Annotated in this window: 16 protein-coding genes, 2 tRNA genes, 4 pseudogenes and 3 CRISPR repeat arrays (1 of these 25 only partly in view); of the genes and pseudogenes, 17 read left to right on the plus strand and 5 right to left on the minus strand. The window is 72.0% G+C overall.

Translation table 11 applies throughout. The features are described 5' to 3' along the window. A CRISPR array of direct repeats spans window positions 1-368; the repeat unit is 29 nt; unit sequence CGGAACACCTCCGCGCGTGCGGAGAGGAC (it extends 880 nt beyond the left edge of the window). Window positions 369-817: 449 nt separating this feature from the next. From ACL02R_RS09655 to ACL02R_RS09710, 12 genes and pseudogenes are all read left to right on the plus strand, one after another. Continuing rightward, window positions 818-3,694, plus strand: a complete 2,877-nt coding sequence (locus ACL02R_RS09655) for a CRISPR-associated endonuclease Cas3'' (protein ID WP_412796459.1) — start codon at window positions 818-820, stop codon at window positions 3,692-3,694. Window positions 3,695-3,748: 54 nt separating this feature from the next. After that, window positions 3,749-5,335: a type I-E CRISPR-associated protein Cse1/CasA gene (gene casA / locus ACL02R_RS09660; RefSeq protein WP_412796460.1), complete on the plus strand. Its 1,587-nt coding sequence runs from the start codon at window positions 3,749-3,751 to the stop codon at window positions 5,333-5,335. 64 nt (window positions 5,336-5,399) lie between these two features. Beyond that, the gene (gene casB / locus ACL02R_RS09665; RefSeq protein WP_412796461.1) at window positions 5,400-6,092 is read left to right on the plus strand and encodes a type I-E CRISPR-associated protein Cse2/CasB; all 693 of its coding nucleotides are present in this window, start codon (window positions 5,400-5,402) and stop codon (window positions 6,090-6,092) included. 46 nt (window positions 6,093-6,138) lie between these two features. After that, a complete protein-coding gene (cas7e, locus tag ACL02R_RS09670; RefSeq protein WP_412796614.1) occupies window positions 6,139-7,344 on the plus strand; it encodes a type I-E CRISPR-associated protein Cas7/Cse4/CasC in 1,206 nt (401 codons plus the stop codon). After that, window positions 7,341-8,195, plus strand: a complete 855-nt coding sequence (gene cas5e, locus ACL02R_RS09675; protein ID WP_412796462.1) for a type I-E CRISPR-associated protein Cas5/CasD — start codon at window positions 7,341-7,343, stop codon at window positions 8,193-8,195. The genes cas7e and cas5e overlap by 4 nt, the downstream gene beginning before the upstream one ends. Further along, window positions 8,192-8,866 carry a type I-E CRISPR-associated protein Cas6/Cse3/CasE gene (gene cas6e, locus ACL02R_RS09680; RefSeq protein ID WP_412796463.1) on the plus strand — a complete coding sequence of 225 codons (675 nt, stop codon included), beginning with the start codon at window positions 8,192-8,194 and terminating at the stop codon, window positions 8,864-8,866. Before cas5e ends, cas6e begins: the two co-directional genes overlap by 4 nt. Window positions 8,867-8,940: 74 nt before the next feature. After that, entirely contained in the window at window positions 8,941-9,858 is a 918-nt protein-coding gene (gene cas1e, locus ACL02R_RS09685; protein WP_412796464.1) for a type I-E CRISPR-associated endonuclease Cas1e, read from the plus strand. Between the two features lie 4 nt (window positions 9,859-9,862). Further along, window positions 9,863-10,174 carry a type I-E CRISPR-associated endoribonuclease Cas2e gene (cas2e, locus tag ACL02R_RS09690; RefSeq protein WP_412796465.1) on the plus strand — a complete coding sequence of 104 codons (312 nt, stop codon included), beginning with the start codon at window positions 9,863-9,865 and terminating at the stop codon, window positions 10,172-10,174. An 18-nt stretch (window positions 10,175-10,192) separates the two neighbouring features. Continuing rightward, window positions 10,193-11,076: a CRISPR direct-repeat array (repeat unit 29 nt; unit sequence GTCCTCTCCGCACGCGCGGAGGTGTTCCG). 102 nt (window positions 11,077-11,178) lie between these two features. Further along, window positions 11,179-12,173 (plus strand): annotated as a pseudogene (locus ACL02R_RS09695) (IS5 family transposase). A 27-nt stretch (window positions 12,174-12,200) separates the two neighbouring features. Further along, a CRISPR array of direct repeats spans window positions 12,201-13,449; the repeat unit is 29 nt; unit sequence GTCCTCTCCGCACGCGCGGAGGTGTTCCG. 493 nt (window positions 13,450-13,942) lie between these two features. Beyond that, window positions 13,943-14,095, plus strand: a complete 153-nt coding sequence (locus ACL02R_RS09700; protein ID WP_362962063.1) for a hypothetical protein — start codon at window positions 13,943-13,945, stop codon at window positions 14,093-14,095. Then, on the plus strand, window positions 14,092-14,673 hold the full coding sequence (locus ACL02R_RS09705) for an RNA polymerase sigma factor (protein WP_412796466.1): 582 nt from the start codon (window positions 14,092-14,094) through the stop codon (window positions 14,671-14,673). The genes ACL02R_RS09700 and ACL02R_RS09705 overlap by 4 nt, the downstream gene beginning before the upstream one ends. Next, window positions 14,654-15,283 (plus strand): hypothetical protein, encoded by a 630-nt coding sequence (locus ACL02R_RS09710; RefSeq protein ID WP_412796467.1) that lies wholly within the window; start codon window positions 14,654-14,656, stop codon window positions 15,281-15,283. The genes ACL02R_RS09705 and ACL02R_RS09710 overlap by 20 nt, the downstream gene beginning before the upstream one ends. Before the next feature lie 118 nt (window positions 15,284-15,401). On the opposite strand, the gene ACL02R_RS09715 is transcribed toward ACL02R_RS09710, so the two are convergent. Then, the gene (locus ACL02R_RS09715) at window positions 15,402-15,923 is read right to left on the minus strand and encodes an FCD domain-containing protein (RefSeq protein ID WP_412796615.1); all 522 of its coding nucleotides are present in this window, start codon (window positions 15,921-15,923) and stop codon (window positions 15,402-15,404) included. Here ACL02R_RS09715 and ACL02R_RS09720 point away from each other — a divergent pair. Continuing rightward, window positions 15,813-16,283: pseudogene (locus tag ACL02R_RS09720) on the plus strand (oligopeptide/dipeptide ABC transporter ATP-binding protein); the annotation flags it as partial. The gene ACL02R_RS09715 and the pseudogene ACL02R_RS09720 overlap by 111 nt on opposite strands. Beyond that, window positions 16,280-17,200 carry a dihydrodipicolinate synthase family protein gene (locus ACL02R_RS09725; protein WP_412796468.1) on the plus strand — a complete coding sequence of 307 codons (921 nt, stop codon included), beginning with the start codon at window positions 16,280-16,282 and terminating at the stop codon, window positions 17,198-17,200. The pseudogene ACL02R_RS09720 and the gene ACL02R_RS09725, both read left to right, overlap by 4 nt. A gap of 12 nt (window positions 17,201-17,212) precedes the next feature. On the opposite strand, the pseudogene ACL02R_RS09730 reads toward ACL02R_RS09725, so the two are convergent. The 4 genes and pseudogenes from ACL02R_RS09730 to ACL02R_RS09745 all read right to left on the minus strand — a co-directional run bounded on the left by ACL02R_RS09730 (window position 17,213) and on the right by ACL02R_RS09745 (window position 22,310). Next, window positions 17,213-18,407, minus strand: a pseudogene (locus tag ACL02R_RS09730) (sialidase family protein). Window positions 18,408-18,537: 130 nt separating this feature from the next. Continuing rightward, window positions 18,538-19,203, minus strand: coding sequence for an NAD(P)H-binding protein (locus ACL02R_RS09735; protein ID WP_412796469.1), 666 nt, complete (start codon window positions 19,201-19,203; stop codon window positions 18,538-18,540). 15 nt (window positions 19,204-19,218) lie between these two features. Then, window positions 19,219-21,079, minus strand: a pseudogene (locus ACL02R_RS09740) (exo-alpha-sialidase). An 88-nt stretch (window positions 21,080-21,167) separates the two neighbouring features. After that, on the minus strand, window positions 21,168-22,310 hold the full coding sequence (locus ACL02R_RS09745; RefSeq protein WP_412796470.1) for a hydrolase: 1,143 nt from the start codon (window positions 22,308-22,310) through the stop codon (window positions 21,168-21,170). A 189-nt stretch (window positions 22,311-22,499) separates the two neighbouring features. On the opposite strand from ACL02R_RS09745, the gene ACL02R_RS09750 reads away from it, so the two are divergent. The 3 genes from ACL02R_RS09750 (at window position 22,500) to rpmG (ending at window position 22,956) form a co-directional block, all read left to right on the plus strand. Then, window positions 22,500-22,572, plus strand: a tRNA-Thr gene (locus ACL02R_RS09750). A gap of 44 nt (window positions 22,573-22,616) precedes the next feature. Then, a tRNA-Met gene (locus ACL02R_RS09755) sits at window positions 22,617-22,689 on the plus strand. A gap of 102 nt (window positions 22,690-22,791) precedes the next feature. Further along, window positions 22,792-22,956, plus strand: a complete 165-nt coding sequence (gene rpmG, locus ACL02R_RS09760; RefSeq protein ID WP_077059582.1) for a 50S ribosomal protein L33 — start codon at window positions 22,792-22,794, stop codon at window positions 22,954-22,956. Window positions 22,957-22,987 lie beyond the last annotated feature (31 nt).

Below are 22,987 nucleotides of genomic sequence, written 5' to 3' on the forward strand. Positions count from 1 at the left end.
GACGTGACAGACCCCGCGCCCGCCCCCGCCGAGGACGGAACACCTCCGCGCGTGCGGAGAGGACGCGCCCGGCTACTCCTGGGACCCGAAAGCGACCGGAACACCTCCGCGCGTGCGGAGAGGACGTCCAGCGGCATCGGTGTCGCGTCGGCTGTCACGGAACACCTCCGCGCGTGCGGAGAGGACGCGACAGCGGCGACGAGCTGCGGGCTCGCCTTCGGAACACCTCCGCGCGTGCGGAGAGGACGGCGTGAAGAGCGGGGGCCGCTCGGGGGTGGACGGAACACCTCCGCGCGTGCGGAGAGGACCGCGCCCACACCGCCGCGTGCCCGCCGCGCCGCGAACACCTCCGCGCGTGCGGAGAGGACACTTTCTGACCTGCGGCGTTAGAAGGGCTTTGCTGTTTCTTTGCCGTTGAGGTCGGGTTGCTTTGTGCCGGCTCCGGGGTGCATGCCGGGAAGTCTAAGGGGCGGCGTCGGACGCAAACTCGGGGCGGTACGAAGTCAGAAGCTGAGCGCGTGCCCGTAGGGCAGGTCGGTGCGGTGGCGGGGATTTTCAGACAGCGGACGCACATGGCCTGTTTGCTTGGAGTTGTCTTGAAAACAGCGTGAGTGGCTGCTGCCGGTGACGGGTGAAGTGAGCGGTGGCGCAGCTTCGTAGCAGGTCGACGCGAGGCAGGTCCTTCGTCCGGTAATCCGGTTGCTCGTGGTGATCTCTCCCAGTGTGGCTGGTAGTCGCTCGTCACCAGGCGCTCGGACATAGCTGGAAAGCTCAACAGGTGGGGCGATTGTCAGTGGCCGTTGCTATCGATATCCCCGTGACTGACGAACGGCTCACCGCACCGATGTGCACCGCCTTGGACTGCCGGCTGTGGGGCAAGGAGCACGGCTTGGAGCGGCCCTATCCGGTGGTGTGCCACCTGCTGGACACCGGGGCGGTCTACCGTGTGTTGTGGGACACCGTGCTGGGCGCTACGACGCGTGAGCGCATCGCTGCGGCGCTCGGTCTGACCGTCGAGGCAGCACGCGACGTGACGGCTTTCTGGGCTGCCCTTCACGATCTCGGCAAGATCACGCCGCCCTTCCAGGCCCAGGTCCCGGCCGCCTTCGCCCGGTTGAGCGGTGAGTCGGTCTACGGTTCCGCACCGGGCGCCGAAAGGCAGCGCGAGTTCCGGCACGAGATGGCCACCCACTGGGCTCTGGTCAACCTGCTGGCCGAAGTCGGCTACCCCATGGATTACGGGAAACGGCGCCAGTCCGTCGCGCATCAGGTCGCCCAGTTGCTGGGCGGGCATCACGGGCGTTTCGGCGGCGTGCTCGGCAAGAAGGAACTGCTGCTGGGGAGCGCCGTCCAGCCGGCCCTGGGTGAGGAGGGATGGGCCGAGCAACGGCGCCTCCATCTCGGCGAGGTGCGCCGCGTTCTCGGCGCTGAAGCCGTTCCCGCCGGAGGCCTCCCGCCGGAGCTGGCCGTCGTCGTCTGCGGGCTCGTCGTCGTGGCGGACTGGCTGGCGAGTCAGACCCCGAGCGTCAGGACGCTGCTCCCGCCGACGGACTGGATCGGCAGCCAGGAGCAACTGGACGCGCACTTCGCCCGATCGTCCCGCCGGGCCGAGGAGGCGGTAGCCGCCAGTCGCCTCGGGCGTGCGCACTTCAACGACCGGGAGTTCGACGCGATCTTCCCCTTCCCTCCTAATCCGTTGCAGCGGGACATCGTCGAGCGACTCCCCGCGCTGGTCGCGGAACGTGGGCCTGGGCTGGTGCTCATCACCGCCCCCACGGGCGACGGGAAGACGGAGGCGGCGCTGTACGCGGCCTCCATCCTGGGGCGCGCGGCTGACGCCCGCGGCCTGTACTTCGCGCTGCCCACCATGGCGACCGCCGACGGGATGTTTCCCCGCGTGCGCCGGTACGCCAACGTGGCGCTGTCCGGCGAACGCGCGCTGACACTTCTCCACTCCATGGCGTGGCTCAGCCCGGTCTACGCCGACGACCCCGCTGAAAGTGACCAGGACCCCGCCCCCGAGCTGAGCCAGATCAGCGCGCCGCAGGGGACGGTCGTCGAATCCGATGGCTGGTTGCGTGGGTCCAAACGCCCGATCCTGGCTTCCCTCGGCGCCGGGACGATCGACCAGGCGCTCACGGCGATGCTGCCCGTCACCCACAACGCCCTGCGGCTCTTCGGGCTCTCGGAAAAAGTCTTCATCCTGGACGAGGCGCACGCCTACGGGCCGTGGATGCATCAACACCTGGTGCGGCTGCTGGAATGGCTCGGGGCGCTGAGGTCGCCCGTGGTCCTCCTCTCCGCGACGCTCACCGGGCAGTCCGCCGGTTCGCTGGTGGACGCCTATCGCCGTGGTGCCGGATCCCGCGACCCCCAGCCCGTCGAACCCTGCTATCCGGGCTGGCTGTTCGCGGACGTCGGGACAGGGCAGGTCACAAGGCCGCGGCGGACCGGAACGCTGCGCACGAGGACCCTCGGAATCGACCTCCGGACGGTTGCCTGGGACGTTGACCAGATGTCCGAGCCGGTCGTGGGCGGGCGCCGTGCCGCCCTCCGGCAGGTGCTCGACCCGGTCGCGACCGGGGGAGGCACCGCACTGGTCTGCTGCACCACGGTGGCCGAGGCCCAGCAGACCTACCGCGACGTGAGCCAGGCGTTCCCCGGACTGGCGGAGCGCGATGGTGGCATCCGTCTGCTTCACTCCCGATTCCCGGCCCGCGAGCGACAGCGGATCAGCGAGGAGTGCGAGGCGGCGTACGGGAAACCGCAGGAAGGGCAGCCGCACGGCGCCGCGGTTCGCGCTCCGTCGATCCTGGTGGCCACGCAGGTGGTCGAGCAGTCGCTCGACCTCGACTTCGACCTCGTGGTCAGCGATCTGGCCCCCTTGGCCCAGCTGTTGCAGCGCGCGGGGCGCGGTTGCCGCCATGCGCGGGGGAAGGCCGGGCGGCCCGCTTGGCTCGCCGACGAGGAACGCCCTCGTCTGGTGGTCCTGGCGCCCGCCGGAAGCACCGGTGCACGAGGCATCCCCCGCTCCATGGCCGCCGTATACGACCCGAGCCTTCTGGTCCGCACCGTCACGCTGCTCGACGGCCTGCCAGACGGAGAGATCGCCGTCCCCGGTGATGTCCAGCACCTTATCGACGAGGTCTACGCCGAGGACTTCACGCACGGTCTGGACGAGGCTGCGAGGCGCGAACTGAAGGGTATGGACCTCGACCGGACCGCTCGCGCGATGGTCGAGCAGAGCATGGCCGAGACGGTCGCCGTGGCCGCGCCCGCTGATGTGAACGGCGACCTGAGCAAGTTGAGCCAACGGGACATCGGAGTCACCGAGGAACTGCTGACCACACGACTCGGAGCGGACACCGGCAGGGTGCTCTGCCTGTACCAGCAGTCGCCCGGCCACATCACTCTCGACAGGGAGGGATCGGTGTCCCTGCCGGACGACTGGCGGTCCAAACCCTCCCGCGACTCGGTGCGGCAGCTCATGACGTTCGTGACTCCCGTGCCGGGCACATGGGTCCGGACGACAGAGGGCCTCATGGAACGTCCGCCCAGCTGGGAGAAACAACCTCTGCTGCGTCAACTGGTCCTGCTGCCGATGACACCTGACAGCCAGGGCAACTCGTGGAGCTGCGATGCCGGAGACGGTGTCATCACCAGCTCGTCACTTGGCTTGGAGCGACGCCGATGAGCACGTCAGTAACTACGTCGCCCGCTCGTAGCGGGTACGCAAGCGAGGAGGTTCATGTCGGTGGGTGGGTTTGATCTGCTGGAGGAGCCGTGGGTTCCTGTCCGGTGGGCTGATGGGGTGGAGGGAGAGCGGCCCGAACAAGTCGGGTTCGTCCAGCTGTTGAGCCGGGCGCACGAGATCGCCGGGCTGGCCGTCACCGAACCACCCGCGCACGCCGCGCTGTTGCGTGTGCTGTACGCGCTGACCATTCGTGTCACCGGGCTCGACCAGGTGGGCACCGTGGAGGAGGACTGGACCGAGCGGCGGCAGGATCTTTGGGACGCGGGTCGCTTGCCCGCCAGCGGTATCGAGGAGTACGCCACTCGCCATGCCCACCGGTTCCTCGTGTTCGACCCGGTGGGTGGTCGGCCGTGGATGCAGGACCCAAGGCTGGAGAAGCAGTGCGACCCGGCCAAGGCCGCCGGGGTCAACAAGCTGATCGTGACGCGTCCCGCCGGCAACAACCACGCGTGGTTCCGGCACGGATCGGACGCGGATCCCGACCTTCCGACCGTTTCCGATGCGGTGCTCAACCTGCTCGTCTGGCACTACTGGGGACCCGCCGGGCGGTGTTCCACCCGCGAGGTGGACGGCGAGAAGACCGCCAGCGTCGTGGCGGGGCCGCTGCGGACCGCTCTCTCCTATCACCCTGTCGGCGCGTCGTTGTTCGAGACGCTGCTGGCCGGGCTGGTGCCCCCACGGCGGAGCGATCAGCCCGGTGAGGACCATTGCCCCTGGGAGACCGAGGAACTGCCCGACCCCGCGTCGCCGCCCAAGGAGCCGAAAGGGCCGTGCTCCCGTCTGACAGGCCGCTCTCAGCACGCCCTCCTGCTCGTGCCCGACGACGACTCGTCCGACGGCCGGGGCACACCGACGCTGGTACGTGACGCCTACATCACCTGGGCCCACCGTACGGGGCGCATGGCCCGTGACGATGACTTCCTGATCTGGCAGATCAGCCAACTGGGGAACCGCTACGCCCGTCCCGCCGATTCGGGGCGTGCGCTCTGGCGCGACCTGGACGCGCTGTTGCTCAAGGACCCGGTGAGCTCCGCACAGGCCCGGCGGCCAACGGTCTTCTCCTGGGCGGCGGAACTGTCGGAGGACCTCGGCGTACGCGCCCTGGGCTTCGAACAGGACGGGCAGGCCAAGGACAAGCAGTTCGTGGACGCCTCCACGCCACCTGTCCTCGGGTTCGTGGAGGAGAGGGTGCCGAGGACCAGCAATCCCATCGCCCGGTTGCGTGCCCTTGGCGAGTCGTACGGCTTCCGCCTGGACCGCGCGCTGAAACGGGCCTGGACCACATACGTCCGCGACCCCAAGAGCGACGCCGACGCATGGACGAAGCCCGCCGCCGCCCGGTACTGGCCCGCGGCGGAGGAGCAGTTCTGGGCGGTCTTCCGCTCGCTGAGCCGCAGACCCGGGGCAGTCGACGTGGGCTTCGACCACAAAGAGGCAGGGGGAGCGTTCCTTCGCCATGCCGAGGCGGCATTCGACGAGGTGACGCGCGGGGTCACCGGAAGCCAACGGGGTGCCAAAGCGGTGTTCGAGGCGCGGGCGGGTCTGCGCCGGACACCCAAGAAGGACCCGCATCAGGGCTGACAGGGGCCCAGGAGCCCACCGGCCTCGCACCAGCACGAGCAAGAACGCAGGAAGGGAACAGGACGTGACCACCACCGCGTCGCCGGGCCTCGACCGGGCGGCGAAACGACGCCAGATGCACCTCGACTACGTCTCGCGGATCGACCAGCTCTGCGCCACGGACCCGGGCGCGCGCGTCGCTCTGCGCGCCGGACTGCGGCAGAACATCGATGCCCGCAGCACCTTCGCGATGAACCGCCACATCGCCAGGTGGCTGCCGGTCAACGCCTCCGACACCACGCAGCGCGCCTACTTCACCGTCGCCGCCATGATCGCCTCACGGCCCCGCTCGGTGGCGGAGGACGAGCCCTCCACCGAGGAAGCCGAAGGCGGGGCGGCTGATGGTGCGGAGGAGGCTGAGCCGGAGCCCGCCGACGAGCCGCAGCGGCCGGAACGGTGGGGGACCAGCCTGGGCACGGCGTTCGCCGAGGCCGTGGCAGAGGCACCCGGCAGAGACCATGAGATGAGGGAGAGCGCGGCGGAGAGCCGACTGAACATGCTCACCCGCCAGAGCGCCGGCGGCATCCACCGCTGCCTGCCACCGTCGGTCCTCTATCTGCGTCAGCTCGACGTCCCCGTGGACTGGGCACAGCTCCTGGCCGACCTGATCGACTGGCCGGACCGCTCCGGCCGCATCGCCAGGCGCTGGCTCCAGGACTACTACCGCCGACGCCACCACGACAAGGACAGGTCCGATGGCGACGACAGCCCGGAATAACCCGCCGGAAGCCTCCACCGACTCCGAACCGATCAACACCAGCAGTATGGAGAAATCCGTGTCACCAACCACCCGTCCCGCGCGATTCATCGACATCCACGTGATTCAGTCAGTCCCGGTAGCCAATCTCAACCGGGACGACACCAACTCGGTGAAGACTGTCCAGTACGGGAACGCGCAGCGCACGAGGGTGAGCAGCCAGTCCTGGAAGCGCGCCACGCGGGAGAAGTTCCAGGAGGAGATCGGCGAGCGGGCCCTGCGCACGCGGCGGATCGGCGAACGCGTCACGCGGGAGCTGGAGGAACGCGGCTGGCCGTCCCCGCTCGCCGAGCGGGCCGGCGCGCACGTGGCCGCCGGCAGCAGCATCAAGTTCGAGCTGGCGAAGACGAAGGACAAGAACGCCACCGTCACCGTCTCCAACAAGGTGTACACCAACGCGCTCGTCTACGTCCCGGAGACGGCCGTTCGCGACCTGGCCGACATCGCGGAGGAGCACCGGGAGCAGCTGGAGTCCGCCAAGGACATCAAGAAGCCGTCCGACAAGAGCGTGCTCCAGCAGGCGGCCATCGACGGCGTGCTGAAGGCACGCAACGGAGTGATCAACCTCTTCGGCCGGATGCTCGCAGAGGTGGACGACGCGGGCGTGGACGGCGCCGTACAGGTGGCGCACGCCCTCACCACCCACGAGACGGACGTCGAGTTCGACTACTTCTCCGCCGTGGACGACGTCAGCCAGGACTGGGACGACGCCACCGGCAGCGGCCACATGGGGCACGGCCAGTACAGCGCCGGCACGTTCTACCGCTTCGCCACCGTCGACCTCCGGGAACTGGCCGGCAACATCGGCGACGACGCAGCGAGCGTAAGGGAACTGACCGGCGCCTTCCTCGGCGCGTTCATCAGATCGCTGCCTGGCGCCAAGAAGAACTCCACCGCGCCCCACACCATCCCGGGCCTCGTCCACCTCGCGGTCCGTTCCGACCGGCCGCTGTCCTTCGCCGCCGCCTTCGAGAAGCCGGTCGCGTCCTCACGGGGCGAGGGCTTCGAGATTCCCTCCGTGGCGCGCTTGGCCGCCTACGCCGCGCAGGCGAACCGGATGCTGGGGCGCAAGCGGCTGCTGGCCGCCGGCTGGGCCGGCGTCGGGCACGACGGGCTGGACGAACTGGGGCAACGGCGCGACGGGATCGACGAGTTGGTCGAGACCGCCCTGCGCAGCGCCCTGGGCGGGGAGACCATCGAGGCCACAGCGTGACCGGTCAGGAGACGGACAACCGGCCGGGGCTCCTCCTGCGGCTGGCCGGTCCGCTCCAGTCATGGGGAGAGAAGAGCCATTTCACGGATCGGGACACCGCCCGGTTCCCCACCCGCTCGGGAGTCATAGGGATGCTCGCCGCCGCGCTCGGGCGCGAGCGCGGCGCGTCGCTCGACGATCTGACGGCCCTGTCGCTGACCGTGCGCGTGGACCGGCCGGGCGTCCTGCTGACCGACCTGCACACGGTCGGCGGCGGCCTCCCCGCCCGCGACACCGTCACCACGGCCGAGGGGAAAAAGCGCAGCGGCACGACCGCCACGCTGCTGAGCCATCGCGCCTACCTCGCCGACGCAGCCTTCACCGTCGCCCTGACCAGTACCGCGAGCGGACCCGGTCCAGAAGCGGTGAACCGATTCGCCGAGGCCCTGCGTGAACCGCGGTGGCCCCTGTTCCTCGGGCGTCGCTCCTGCCCGCCCGAGGGCCCCGTGCTGCTGGCCCGGAGCGACCGTCCGCTCCATGACCTCGTGCTCCTGCCGGTCGCCGCCGAACGGGCCAAGGGCGCGGGGGCGCTGGACATCGTCTTCCTCTCCGAAGCGCCGCTGGACGCGCTGCCCGTGCCCGACGGGTGGAAGTCCACCCCCGAGGCCGAGGCCGCGCGAGCGACCAGCACGATCAACGACGACCCGCGGTCCTTCCACCCGAAACGGCGGACGTACTTGAGCCGACAGCTCTACCGCCGTGTCGTCTCCCTGCCCGAGGACCGGTTCGCCGGACTCGGCAGCGCCTATCTCGCCCAGCTCCGGAGGCATCTGGCAGTGAACCCCGCCCACCCCGAGAGGGGGAACCCATGACCGTCTGGCTCAGCCGCCTCACGCTCGACCCCCGCTCGCGCGCGGCTCGCGGCGACCTGCTGGGTGGCGGATCGGCGATCAGTCTCCACCGGCGCGTGATGTCGCTCTTCCCCGACATCGAGGCCAACGACGCACGTGCCCGGTTCGGTGTGCTGTTCCGCGTCGAGGACACTCCCCGGGGCTGCGCTCTGTTCGTCCAGAGCACCCACGAGCCCGATCCGGCTCGCCTGCCCGACGGCTACGGTGCCCTGCTGAGCCGCCCCCTCGATCCGTTGCTCGACGCGCTCAAGCCGGGCCGCCGTATCCGCTACCGCTGCGTGGCCAACGCTGTGCGGCGACCGGGCGCCACCACCCGTGAGGTGTACGAACTCAAGCCGGTCGTCCCGCTGGGAGGCCGCGCCGCCGACGAGTGGTGGCGACGTCAGGCCACGGCCGCCGGTCTGGAGCCGGAGAGTGTGCTCTCCCAGCCCCTGGACGCGGTACGTGGCCCACGTGGCACCCAGGGGGCGGCGGCGAAGCAGCGCATGCGCCATGACCGCACCCGGTTCGACGGGGTCGCGACGATCGTGGACGCTGACCTGCTTCGGGAGCGGATCGTCGCCGGCGTCGGGCGTGCGAAATCCTACGGCTGCGGTCTGCTGACGGTCGCACCGGCCGGCGGCGCGGCGTGACGGCCACAACCCGCCGCGGGCGGCAGCAGACCCCTGGTCAGGCACGGCGCCGACTGGCCTCGCCCACGGTCGCGATGCTGCCGCGCGTCGCCGACTCCCTGTCGTTTCTCTACCTCGATATCGCGCGGGTGCAGCAGGACGATACGGGGGTCTGCGCGGAGATCACCAGCGAACGCCACGGCACCCAGACCGTCTACCTGCCGACCGCCGCGTTGAGCTGTGTCCTCCTGGGCCCCGGCACGTCCATCACCGCTCGGGCCCTGTCCACCCTGGCCCGCCACGGGACCACCGTCCTGGTCGTCGGCTCGGGCGGCGTCCGGTGCTATGCCGCCACGCTGCCCGACTCCCTCACCACGAACTGGCTGGAACGCCAGACCCGGGCCTGGGCGGACGACACACAACGGCTCCGCGTCGCGCGTGCGATGTACGAGAAACGCTTCGGGCCAGGGACCGTCTCCCCCGACGCGACCCTGCAACAACTGCGTGGTTTCGAGGGCGCGCGGGTGAAGGCCCACTACCAACTCCTCGCGAGACAGCACAAGATCGGCCGCTTCCGCCGCAACTACGATCCGGAGTCCTGGGAAGACCAGGACCCGGTGAACCTCGCGCTCTCCGCTGCCAACACCTGCCTGTACGGCATCGTCCACGCGGCCATCGTCGCTCTGGGCTGCTCACCCGCACTGGGTTACGTCCACAGCGGCAACCAGCAGGCGTTTGTCTACGACATCGCCGACCTGTACAAGGCCCGGCTCACGATCCCGCTGGCGTTCTCGCTCCACGACGCGACCGACCCGGAGGCGCAGGCCCGACGCTCCTTCCGCGACGGACTGCGTCTGTTCCGACTGCTGCCGCGTATCGTCACCGACATCCAGGAGCTCTTGGATCCGACGGGGGAGTACGGGACCGAGGATCCCGATGAACAGCTCGTGGACCTCTGGGACCCGGTCGCCGGAGTCGTTCCGGGCGGCCTGAATCACGGGACGGAGGGGTGAACCAGTGGCGTCCATGGTCATGATCTCCGCGACAGCGGTCCCCGACCACCTTCGCGGCGCGCTCAGCCGCTGGCTGCTGGAGGTCACTCCGCAGCTGTACGTGGGTACGGTGTCGGCCCGTGTCCGCGACGAGTTGTGGACTTCGGTCTCCGCCAACATCGGCGATGGCATGGCAGTCCTCGCCTACCCCGACGCCAACGAACAGGGCTTCTCCCTCCAGACAGCGGGCACCCGCCGCCGAGCACCTTTGGACTTCGACGGCCTGACCCTGATCGGCTTCCGAAGGGAAGGTCAAGAAACAGCAAAGCCACTCTAACGCCGCAGGTCAGAAAGTGTCCTCTCCGCACGCGCGGAGGTGTTCCGCACAGTTCACCGCCGAGACCGTCCGCCCCTTCGTCCTCTCCGCACGCGCGGAGGTGTTCCGTCGGCCCAGCAGCCGGGGTGGGCCGTGTGGGCGTCCTCTCCGCACGCGCGGAGGTGTTCCGTCAACATCCAGCTCGCCTTCCACGAGGACGTAGTCCTCTCCGCACGCGCGGAGGTGTTCCGCGGTGGCGGCGATCAAGTACCTGTTCGCGAAGGTCCTCTCCGCACGCGCGGAGGTGTTCCGCAGCTGCTGCCCCTCGCCTACGGCATCGGCTTGTCCTCTCCGCACGCGCGGAGGTGTTCCGCAGCTGCTGCCCCTCGCCTACGGCATCGGCTTGTCCTCTCCGCACGCGCGGAGGTGTTCCGCCTGGCTCCACATCACCCAGGACCACGCCGCCGTCCTCTCCGCACGCGCGGAGGTGTTCCGCCCTGCCCCACACAGGACCCAACCGACTCCTCGTCCTCTCCGCACGCGCGGAGGTGTTCCGACGGCGTACTTCGCCGCGTTCGACGAGCAGGGGTCCTCTCCGCACGCGCGGAGGTGTTCCGGCCCCGGCCCGGAACCGTCAGGTGGTTCCGGGGTCCTCTCCGCACGCGCGGAGGTGTTCCGTGGTCGTGGGACTGGCTGGCGGCGGCGCTGATGTCCTCTCCGCACGCGCGGAGGTGTTCCGCCCCCGGCCCGCCCAGGCCGCCGCACAGCCCCGTCCTCTCCGCACGCGCGGAGGTGTTCCGGCCGCCGAGCTGGCGCGGCTGCGGGACGCGGCGTCCTCTCCGCACGCGCGGAGGTGTTCCGCCCTACCGGTGCTCCCCCGCAGTTGGCGCTGCGTCCTCTCCGCACGCGCGGAGGTGTTCCAGATCAGCGACGAGTACGGCAACGCCCTAGGGCCTGTTCCAGGTTCGAATCACTGGTTTGGAGATTCTCCGGCGCCGGACGGCCGGGCCTGGTAGTTGTCGAGGGTGGCGCGTGGTGATCTCTCTGATGCCGAGTGGGGGTTGGTCGAGCCGTTCTTGCCGGTGGGCGAGCGCGGTCCGGTCCCTGACCTGCGACGGTTGTTCAACGCCGTGATGTGGCGGTTCAGGACTGGGTGTCCCTGGCGGGACGTGCCTGAGGAGTACGGCTCCTGGTCGACCGTCTACGGCGCGTTCCAGCGCTGGGCGGTGGCCGGGACCTTCCGGACGCTGATGGAGGGGATGATCGCCGAGGCGGCGGCCCGCGGACAGGTCGATCTCGACCTGGTCAGCGTGGATTCCACGGTCGCCCGCGCTCATCATCACGCGGCGGGAATGGCCGTCGATCCCGAACTGCTGGACGAGCTGGAGAAGGCTGTCACCGAGGAAAAGGGGCTCCTCGAAAGGGGCAAAGCGCGTCAATAGTGCCGCCGGACGAGGATAGCGACGCCGTGGCGCGTGAGGAGCGGCGGCGTTTACGGCGGCGGCGCAGAGCCCGGCCCTGCGCGGCTGAACTGGGCCGTTCCCGGGGCGGACTGACCACCAAGGCCCACCTCGCGGCCGAACGCCGGTGCCGGCCACTGTCGTTCATCGTCACACCGGGACAGGCCGCCGACAGCCCCCGCTTCATCCCGGTGCTGGAGGGCATCAGGGTGCGTGGTCCGGTCGGCCGTCCGCGTACCCGGCCCGGCGCCGTCGCGGCAGACAAGGCGTACTCCTCCCGCGCCAACCGCGCCTACCTGCGGCAACGCCGCATCCGCGGTGTCATCCCGGAGAAGGCCGACCAGGCCGCCAACCGCAAGAAGAAGGGCTCGCGCGGCGGCCGCCCGGTCGGTCACGATCCGGACCTGTACAAGGACCGCAACACCGTCGAACGCTGCATCAACAAGATCAAGGAGTGGCGGGGCCTGGCCACCCGCTACGACAAGACCTCCACCAGCTACCTCGCCGGACTCCACTTACGCGGTGCCGTGATCTGGATCCGCAGCCTCCGTCCAACATGATCCGAACCTGGAACAAACCCTAGTTCGGTCCTCTCCGCACGCGCGGAGGTGTTCCGTCGAGGAGGTCCTCGGTCGGCAGGTCCTCGGCGTCCTCTCCGCACGCGCGGAGGTGTTCCGGATGTCCCTCAACGGGCGCGTCATCTACACGCGTCCTCTCCGCACGCGCGGAGGTGTTCCGGCAGGTGCACAGGGTGCACACCGGTATCCGGCGTCCTCTCCGCACGCGCGGAGGTGTTCCGGAGACCTCCGCCGCCGCCTACGAGCAGACCGTGTCCTCTCCGCACGCGCGGAGGTGTTCCGAGCCATCGCGAACAGGTCGGCACAGCCCGCTGGTCCTCTCCGCACGCGCGGAGGTGTTCCGTCGGAGACCGGCGTGCTGGTCAAGGCGATCGGGTCCTCTCCGCACGCGCGGAGGTGTTCCGGCTTGCAGGCGTAGTACGACCAGCCGGGCCCGGTCCTCTCCGCACGCGCGGAGGTGTTCCGCCGCTGGGGCAACGCGCTGGCATCTCCCTGGTGTCCTCTCCGCACGCGCGGAGGTGTTCCGCACAGCTTCCGCGTCCTCGCGCCGCACAGCATGTCCTCTCCGCACGCGCGGAGGTGTTCCGCTGACCTCGGGCGCGGGCGGGGCGACGGTTCCGTCCTCTCCGCACGCGCGGAGGTGTTCCACAGTCTCGGCGGCCGTGTCTCCCCTCGGCGTCGTCCTCTCCGCACGCGCGGAGGTGTTCCGTCATGCCACCGCGCAACCCACGGACCACGCCGGTCCTCTCCGCACGCGCGGAGGTGTTCCGTACGCCAGCAGACCCCGGCCGGACGGGATCGCGTCCTCTCCGCACGCGCGGAGGTGTTCCGCGTGCCCGGGACGCCGGGTGCGTGGTCGGGTTGTCCTCTCCGCACGCGCGGAGGTGTTCCGCGCCCCGCCGCGTCGCGGAGGGCCACGACTGCGTCCTCTCCGCACGCGCGGAGGTGTTCCGCATTCAAGCGGGCAGTAGACGACGCCGGGCAGGTCCTCTCCGCACGCGCGGAGGTGTTCCGGGGACGCGCGGGCCGGGGTCGCCGACCTGCCTGTCCTCTCCGCACGCGCGGAGGTGTTCCGACACCCAGGGCGTACCAGAGGTCGGCACGTCTGTCCTCTCCGCACGCGCGGAGGTGTTCCGTCGCGATGCGGGCTTTGCTGCCGAAGTACGGCGTCCTCTCCCCACGCGCGGAGGTGTTCCGTCGATGGCACCGGCAGCATCGCGAACCCGACGGTCCTCTCCGCACGCGCGGAGGGGGTGTGCGGCTGAAGAGGGTGGGGAGGCGCTTGTTCTTGAATGTTGGGTCGGTCGAGCCAGGTCAGAGCCTCCCGCAGTGTCTCGTGCAGTAGCCGGTTCCGTGAGCAGTCGAGGAGTGCGGCGCTGCGGCGGCGACCTTCGTGACTCTGCCGTCGGGTGAGGGGGCGCGTCTGTTTGCCTCTCCGCGTGGCCGTGTCCGTCCGAGGCAGGCCTGGCGGACTCACGTATGCCCACGGGGGGTGGTGGAGGGGGCGCGAGAGGTGCCGTGATCTGCGTCACGTTCGCGCCGGGCGTGTGACATATGCGCGGGCGTGTGCCGGGGTGTTCGGGGCTGGTGGGGGAGGTGTTGTGGTGGGTGCCTTTGGCATATGCGTGGGGGTGAGTGGTTACGTTCCGGATCGAGGTGGTCACCCTCTTCCACGTTCGGGCACTCCGCGCGCTTAGCTGATTGCTGAGGGCGATCACGCTCTCGCCGGATCTTCCGAAGGAGGACGAGAGGTGAGTTACGACACCGCGAACGGTGTGCTTGCCCTGGCCGTCGCGCTGCGCGTGTTCGCCCCCGACGTACGGGCCCTGGCCCGGTGGCTGCTCGGTGTCGGCGTGCGTGTCGGCACCGACGCCATGGCGCGGCGCGGCGGGGGGCGGGCATGAACGGGCAGGGACCGGCGCGGCCGGACGTACGGGAAGCCGGGGTCACGATGCCCGCCGCCTTCTGGGCGTTCCACGAGCGGTACTACCCGGTGTACCTGTCGTACGCCGAACTGCAACTGGGCGAACGGCGCCGCGCCGTCGATCTCGTGGACCGCGTCTTCGTGCACCTCGCGCGGCACTGGCCGATGCTGATGCGCGAGGAGTCCCCGGAGGCCACCGCCTGGTCGATGATGAAGTCCGCCGTCGAGGAGGCGCTGATCTTCGAGGGGCGGCGGCACGCGATGCCCGCCACCGCCGCGTTCCAGCAGGTGAGTCGTCGTGTCCTGGAGGACTTCCGGGCCGAACTGTCGCTGCTGGAGAGCGCGTTGGGTCTGTACGCGGCCATCGCCGAGCTGCCCGACCGGCACTTCGACGTGATCGTGCTCCAGTACGTGCTGGGGTACAGCACCGCGCAGACTGCCGGGATCATGGGCATCGCCGAGGTGACGGTGCGGACGTACCGCCACCTCGCGCGCCGCACGCTGGCGCGCGAACTGTCGATGGAAGGGGGCGGGCGCGGTGCGGACGCCGATCGATGACCTGCTGGCCGGGGCGGCGTTCGTGCCCGGTGGGGTGACGCCCGAGGACATCGCCGCGTCCAGGCGCCGCATCGAACGCGTGCTGGACGACGCCGCGCCGGCCACGCCCCCCGCGTTCCCGCCGGAGCCGTACGAGAGCGACGGCGAACGGTCGGCGCGCGAGCTGCTCGCCCTGTGCGGCTCGCTCGTCCGCGACGCCCGCGCGCCCGCCTGGATGGCGGGCCTGGTCAACTCCGAGCGGATCGAGCCCGCCGGCGGCCTGGTCTTCGCCTGCCTGCTGCACCTGAGCGGGCTGACGGACGGGGCGCGCTTCTGGTGGGAGTTCAGCGCCGGGGCGGGGACGTCCACGGCGGCGCTGTGCCTGTGCCTGCTGCACCTCCAGCGCGGTGAGCCGGAGGACGCCGAGCACTGGGCGGGGCAGGCGGCCGAGCTGGAGCCGCTGGAACGCGAGCACGAGTGGACCGCGCGGCCCCGCGTCTGGCGGCCCCGCGGCGAGCTGGCGGCGGTGCTCGGCAGCCTGGACATCGGGCGCGACCGCGACCTCGGCGTCGTGCCGCGCCCCGACCCGGCGCTCGCGGACCGCCTTGAGGACTGCGTCGCCGTGTCCTGAACGGCCCGGTCGCCGCCCTCCCGTCCCCGGCCCGCGCCGGGGGCGGCGTTCACCCGTACGAGCGATACCCAATCGGCTACGGAGCGCTTACGGTGAACCCATGAACGGTTACCGTGAGTCAAGGAACGGGTGGGTGTCGCGCGTGCTGGGTGCGTCGCGTCCGCTGTGCGCGCCGTGTGTTCCGGCGGCGCCGTGGGCGCGGCTGCCGCTCCGCTCCACCGGTCTGCCGAGTCCCGGCCCGGTGGGGCGGGGTCTGCCGGGCGGGTCCGGTGTCCGCGCGCCGCCGCGTCAGGACGCCGCCGTGGCGTGGTCGGCGAGGAGCTGCCTGATGCCCGCGAAGTTGCGCCCGCATCGCGACGGCGGCGCGCGGCCCGTCGCCCGCCTCCAGGGCGGCGAGGATGTCCTCGTGCCGCGCGCAGACGACGCGCGGGTCCTGGTCGTCGGCGCGCAGGTCGCCGCGTACGCGGTGGAAGGCGGCCCAGAACGCGTCGGGGAACGGCCCCCGCGCGCGGTCCTCGCCCTCCCCGGCCTCGCCGACGAGCCGACCAGCGCCCTCGACGTGTCGGTGCGCGCGCAGCTCCTCAACCTGCTGCTCGACGTCAAGGACCGCCTCGGCCTGGCCATGGTGTTCATCTCGCACGACATCAAGACCGTCCGCCGCATGAGCGACCGCGTCGTCGAGGAGGCACCGGCGGACCGCGTCACGGCGCACGCGCGGCACCCGTACACCCGCGCGCTCCTCTCGGCCGCCCCCGGGCTGCTCGACCCGATCGAGCCGATCCCCCTCACCGGCCCGATGCCCTCGGCGGTCCGCCCGCCGAGCGGCCGCCCGTTCCGCACGCGGTGCTGGAAGGCCGACGAGGTGTGCGCCGCGTCGATGCCGGACGCGGACCGCGCCGACGGGGAACATCTCTACCGCTGCCACCACCCCGTCGGGGACGGTGAAGCCACCCGCGACCTGGTCCAGCAGGCCGCCACCGCACAGGAGACGCGTTCATGACCTTGCCGGCACGGCTGACCGGAGTGATCCCGCCCGTCTGCACCCCGCTCACGCCGGACGGCGAGGTGGACACCGCGTCGCTGATCAGACTGGTGGACCATCTGACCGGCGCGGGGGTGGACGGGCTGTTCGTCCTCGGCTCGACCTCCGAGGTCGCGTTCCTGACCGACGCGCAGCGCCGCACGGTCGTGGAGACCGTCGCCGGGCACGCCGGCGGCCAGGTGCCGCTGCTCGCCGGGGCCATCGACATGACCACGCCCCGCGTCCTCGACCACGCCCGCACCGCCCTCGCGGCGGGCGCGGACGCCGTCGTCGCGACCGCCCCGTTCTACACCCGCACCCACCCGGCCGAGATCGAACGGCACTTCCGCCTGCTCGCCCGCCAGGTCGAGGCACCGGTCATCGCCTACGACCTGCCGGTGTCCGTGCACAGCAAGCTGACCGCCGAACTGGTCACCGGCCTCGCCGCGGACGGCGCGCTGGCCGGGCTGAAGGACTCAAGCGGCGACCAGGGCGTCCTGCGGGACATCCTCCTCGGCGCGCCCGACGGCTTCTCCGTCCTCACCGGCTCCGAGGTCACCGTGGACGCGGCGCACCTGATGGGCGTGCACGGCGTCGTCCCCGGCCTGGGGAACGTCGACCCGCACGGCTACGTCAGCCTGGTCCGGCGGTGCGCGGACGGCGACTGGGCGGCGGCGCGGGCCGAGCAGGAACGCCTCGTGGCGCTCTTCGCCATGGTGCACGTCGGCGCGCCCGCGCGGATGGGGCGCGGCTCGTCGGGGCTCGGCGCGTTCAAGACGGCGCTGCGGCTGCGGGGCGTGATCGACCACGCGACGCTGGCCGAGCCGCAGATCCCGCTCTCCGACGACGAGGTGGCCAAGGTCGCCCGCCTCCTCGCCACCGCGGGGCTGCTCTGACCCCGCGGCCTGTCAGAGGTCCCTGAAGCGGTGGAACGTGAGCGTCTCGTACGGGCTCGTCGCGCCCGTCTCGTACAGCAGGCCGACCGTCCTGCGGTCCACCTGCACCAGCTCCGCGTACGCCGCCGGGTCCGCCGACAGCGTCTCCACCGGCGTGAACGTCCGCCCGTCGTCGTCGCTGCGCCACAGCCGCATCCCCCCGTCGCGCCGCCGGGTCCGACGGCCCGGAGAGCAGCAGCGGCCCCGCCGCGCCGGGCGTCCGCAGCGTGCTCGCCTGCACCACCGGCACGTCGTTCAGCGACTCCACCACGGCGTACGCCCCGTCCAGCGTCTCGCCGCCGTCCGACGACCACACGCCCAGGCGGTTGCCCGCCACCGTCCCGTTCTGGTCGCGGGTGGAGAACCACAGCCGCCCGTCCGTGAGTTGGGCGACGGTGGACTCGTTCGAGTTGACGGCGCCGTCGTACGAGCCGTCCACGTAGCCGATGCGCCACGTCGCGCCGCCGTCGTCGCTCAGCAGCGCGTGCGCGCCGTAGTACTTCGCCTCGCGCCCCGTGTCGGCCGAGCCCTCCGGGGGCGCCGTCGAGTGGTTCGCGGGGACGACGAGCCGGCCCGCGTGCGGCCCGCGCGTGAGGGCGATCGCGTGCCCTGGACCGGTCGCGTACCAGCGCCAGTCCGGCAGTTTCGTGTCCGCCGTGATCTCGCGCGGCGCGCTGAACGAACGGCCGTCGTCCGTGCTGACCTGCACGAACGCGCGGCGGCTCTGCTCCGGCGTCGCGATGCCCCGCATGATCTCGTCCTCCGTGACCTCCCCGCTGTTGCGCGTCGTCAGCGGGACGAGCCGCCCGGTGGCCGGATCGACGACCGGCGACGGGTTGCCGTGCGTGTCGCCCTGCCCGGCCGCCACGACCGACAGCGGCCCCCACGTGCAGCCCCCGTCGTCCGAACGGCGCGCCACCACGTCGATGTCGCCGGTGTCGCTCGCGCCGCCGACGCGGCCCTCGGCGAAGGCGACGACCGTGCCGTGCCGCGTCGTCACGGCCGCCGGGATGCGGTACGTGTCGTAGCCGCCGGTGCCCGAGACGAACGGGACGGATGTGGTGCACCGGCCGCGCGGCGGGCGTTCGGGCGCCTGCTCGCGGGCCTGCGCGCCGCCGCCGGTGGCGGACAGGGCGCCGACCGTCACCGTGCGCGCGTTTCTTCCCATGCTGCTGCCTCCTCGTCGAGACCCCGGAGACAGGACATCGGACGTCCGACAACGGCGGTAGGCGCCCGCCCCGGCCACGACAACCCCCGAGACCCGGCGCGCTCCCGCACCGGGCCCCGGGAGCCCCGGGCTACGGCCGGCTCACCGCCGCGACCGCCTCGGCGATCGGCTCGGTCCCGCCGACCAGGTCGAGCGTCAGCCCGGCCGTCCCCGGCGTGTCCAGCAGCGCCACCAGCACCGCCGCCACGTCGTCACGCGGCACCGCGCCCCCGTCCACCGGCGGCTCGGCCAGCAGCACCCGGCCCGTCCCCGGCTCGTCCGACAGCCGCCCCGGCCGCAGGATCGTCGAGAACAGCCCGGACCGCTCCCTGATGTCCGCGTCCGCCGCGCCCTTGGCCCGCAGGTACGCGGCGAACACCGGGTCGGTGTCCGGCGGCGGCGGCCCGTCCACCCCCATCGCCGAGACGACGACGAAGCGCCGCACGCCGACCCGCTGCGCCGCGTCGGCGAGGAGCACCGCCGCCGCCCGGTCCACCGTGTCCTTCCGCCCCGCCCCGCTGCCCGGACCCGCGCCGGCCGCGAACACCGCCGCGTCGGCGCCCGTGAGGTGGCGCGCCACCTCCTCCACGGAGGCCGTCTCCAGGTCGCAGACGACGGGTTCGGTGCCGTCCGAGAGGAGGTCGGCGGCGTGCTCCTCGTTCCTGATCAGCCCGGCCACCCGGTCGCCGCGCTGGGCGAGCAGCCTGCCCAGACGCCGGGCGATCTTGCCATGTCCACCTGCGATCACTGTGCGCATGCCTGCGACGGTACGTCAGCCCCCGCCGTGCGCGGGGCGTACGCCGTCGAGCGGCAGCGCGAGGATCGCACCGGCGGGCGAGGCGTTCGACCGGCGCACGGCGGTCAGCTCGGCCGCCGTCAGCGCGCGGGCGTACACCCGCACCTCGTCCAGCGCGCCCACGAGCCGCATCAGGTTGTCCGGCCGCTGCCCGAGCCCGGCACGTCCGCCGCCGTCCACGGACAGCGACAGCCGCCCGCCGGAACGCGTGAGCGCCAGGTGGTGCCACGCCCCGTCGTCGAACGCCCCCGCCGAGTCCACGAACGCGCTCGCGGGTGCCGCCGCGCCCTCCCTGGGCGTGAGCAGCGCGCGCAGCCGCCCGTTCTCCGGCTCGCCGCGCACCCAGATTTGCGGCGCGTTCCCCCCGACGCCGCCCATCCACAGGAACGGGTGGGTGCCGGTCCGCGCGGAGCAGCGGAACCAGAGGCTGACGGTGAAGTCCCGCGCGCCGAGCGGCAGTGCGTCGCGGTACGGCAGGCGCACCGCGTCCCGCGGGCCGTCGAACGGCAGTCCCGTGCCGTACCTGCCGGGCGTGGCCGCCGGGTCGCCGACCACGGTCGCGGGGCGCGGGGCGCGGGGCGCGGGCCGAGCCAGTCCTCGCCGAAGCGGACGAAGCGGATCTCGTCCCGCGCGTCCACCGCGCCGCCCTCGTACAGCAGCCCGACCCGCTCGTCGGCCGTCCACACCATGTCGGAGTAGCCGGACCAGTCGGACGTCACCAGCGAGCCCCGGTCCACGGAATCGAACGTGCGCCCGCCGTCCCACGACGACCTGATCATCATCGAACGCCGCCGGTCGGGATCGGACGGCGCGGCGAACAGCAGCTGGTCGGTTCCGGGCAGTTGGAGCAGCGAACCCTGCACCTGCGGCGTGTAGAGGTCGGGCAGCGCGCGGAAGGGCGCCGCGAAGCTCTCGCCCCGTCCCCGCTCACCGCCCATGTCCTGTGGCCGAGGTCGGTGCCCGACTCCTCACGGCCGTTCACGTGGACCGAGCCGTCGGGCAGTTCGGCCACCGCGCTCTCGGACGGCTTCTGGCGGAACGTCCCGTCGGCCGCCACCGGCCAGCTGTCCACCGCGCCGAGCCGCCAGGAGTCGCCGCCGTCGTCGCTGTACGCGAGCGCCGCGTGGTTCGCGGTGACCCGGCCGCCCGCGTACGTCTCGGCGTTGATGGTGAACAGCAGGCGGCCCGCCCGGTCGCCCCGCTGGAGCTGGATGCCGTGCAGCGGGCCGGTGGCGTACCAGGAGTTCCAGTCGTCGGGCCGCAGCTCGGCGCCGAGGTCGCGCGGCTCGGACCAGGTCGCGCCGTCGTCGTCGCTGAAGGAGAGGAACGGGACGCGCTCGCACGGGACGCCGCAGTTCCCGCCGCCCTGGCCGGTGTTGCGCGTGCTGGCGAGGAGGACGCGGCCGGTGGCGGCGTCCACGACGGGCGCCGGGTTGCCGTGCGTGTCGCCGCCGCCCGCGTCGATCACCTCCAGGGGCGTCCATGTCCTGCCGTAGTCGAACGAGCGCTTGAGCACCAGATCGATGTCACCGGCGTCGCCGCAGTTGTCGCGCCGCCCCTCGGCGAACGCGAGCAGCGTGTCCTGCGTCGTCCGCACGAGGGCGGGGATGCGGAAGCAGGCGTACCCCGAATCGGTGCCCGGCTCGAACAGCACCTGCCGCTCCGGCGCGGCGGCCTGCGCCTGCGGCGCCGGCTGCGCGTGCGCGTGGGGGAGTGGACCGGCGAGCAGCGCGCCGACGGCGGCCGGCCAGGCGGCGTACCGCGCCGGCCGGCGGTGGAGGGGGACATCCGGCACCAGCTTTCTCTCGGTGGAACGGCCGTCGGGCACCTCCCACATGGGACGTCCGATGTCCTGGATCACGGGGAGTGTCGCGGTATACCGGGGGACTGACGAGACCGCGCGCACGAGCCGCCCCCTCTCGGCCTCAGCCGGTCGACTGGCGCGGCAGCCCGGGGCCGCCGTTCGCGTCCCCCGGCGTGCCGGAGTACTCCCGCACCGCGCTCGTCCGCGAGACGACCCGCCCCCGGTGGATCACCACACGGCTGTACGCCAGCGACAGCGCCCCCGCCACCGTCTCCCCGCGCACCGCGAGCAGCTCGGCAGGGAAGCCCGCCTCGATCCGCACGTCCGGCAGCCCGATCGCCGCCCGCGCGCGCCCGCTCACCGCCGCGTACGCCCCCGCCGGGCGCAGCGCGCCGTGCGACGCCAGCTGGTACGCCGCCTCCAGCGGGTCGCCCCGTCCGACCGGGTTCGCCACGTCACGCAGCGCCCCGCCGCCCGCCGCCACCGGCACCCCGGCCGCCGCGAGCAGCCGCGCCGGCGTCCCGCCGCCCCCGGCGGACAGGCCGCACGGTCCCTGCGGCAGGCAGACGACCGTCACCCCGGCCGCCGCGAGCCGGTCCGCCGCCTGCGCGGCCACGTCGTGCGGCAGCCGTGACAGCCCGGCGCACGGGCCGATCGTCACCCCGAAGCGGCACGCGCCGGCCGCCGAGGCGAGGCGGGCGAGCCTGGCCGGGTCGTCGGCCTCGGTGTGCAGGTCGATGGCGCAGCCGTGCTCGTCGGCGAGGCCGAGGACCACGTCCAGGTAGCCCGCCGGGTCCGGGTCGAGGTCGGGCGCGCCGCCGAGGGCGCCCGCGCCCATCTTGGCCGCGTCGCGCAGGACCGCCCGGTTCTCCGCCCCGGCCAGGCCCGTGAGGACGCGCGGCACGGCGACGGCGGCCAGCTCGGCGTACCCCTGGAGGGAGCGGCGTACCTCCAGGACCGCCTCCAGCGCGGTCAGCCCGACGGCGTCGCCGACCCGTACGTGGGTGCGCTGGGCGGTGGCCCCGTGGCCGAGCTGGGCGAGCGCGGCCTCGGTGACGCGGCGGCGCAGTGCGGTGGGGGTCTGCTCGGGGGGCGGGCCCGCGGCGGTCAGGGCGGTGTCGTGGTGGGCGTGCGGCTCGGCCGGGGCGGGGAGGAGCAGCCAGCCGGTCAGGTCGAGGCGGTCGCCGCCCTCGGCGGCCGGTCCCGCCAGGCTGCCCGGGGTGCCCACCGCCGCGATACGGCCCGCGCTCAGCGCGACGTCCACGGTCCTTCCGTCGGCGAGGCGAGGCCCAGTGAGGACAAGACGGTCATCAGGCATTACGGGGAGCGTACGGCGCGGGCGGTACCAGGAGCGGGAGCGACGGAATAGTCGTACCGGAGCGGCCGATTCCCCGGCGGCCCTTCCGTATCGATTTCGCCTTACGGCCGTGACCGTGTAATCTCTTGAGCGCTCGCCCCAATAGCTCAGTCGGCAGAGCGTCTCCATGGTAAGGAGAAGGTCAACGGTTCGATTCCGTTTTGGGGCTCTGGAGTGCGTCACTTCCCGCGCGACGGGGAGGGGCCGCTCCGAGGCGGCGTAGCTCAGTCGGTAGAGCAAACGGCTCATAATCGTTGTGTCACCGGTTCGAGTCCGGTCGCCGCTACCCTCAGTAGCCGATTGCGGGGTCGGTCCTCCGATCGGCTACTCTTCTCTGTGTTCAATCGTTCCATCAGATGTTCTGTCCATTCCGTCAAGGAGCACTCACGTGGCTGCCACCGACGTCCGCCCGAAGATCACGCTGGCCTGCGTGGAGTGCAAGGAGCGGAACTACATCACCAGGAAGAACCGGCGCAACGACCCGGACCGCCTGGAGATGAAGAAGCACTGCCCGCGCTGCAACGCGCACACCGCCCACCGCGAGACCCGCTGACCCGGCGCTCGCCCAGCGCGTGACGAGGCCG

This window comes from Streptomyces sp. MS19 (genome assembly GCF_047200595.1).
Taxonomy (GTDB): Bacteria; Actinomycetota; Actinomycetes; order Streptomycetales; family Streptomycetaceae; genus Streptomyces.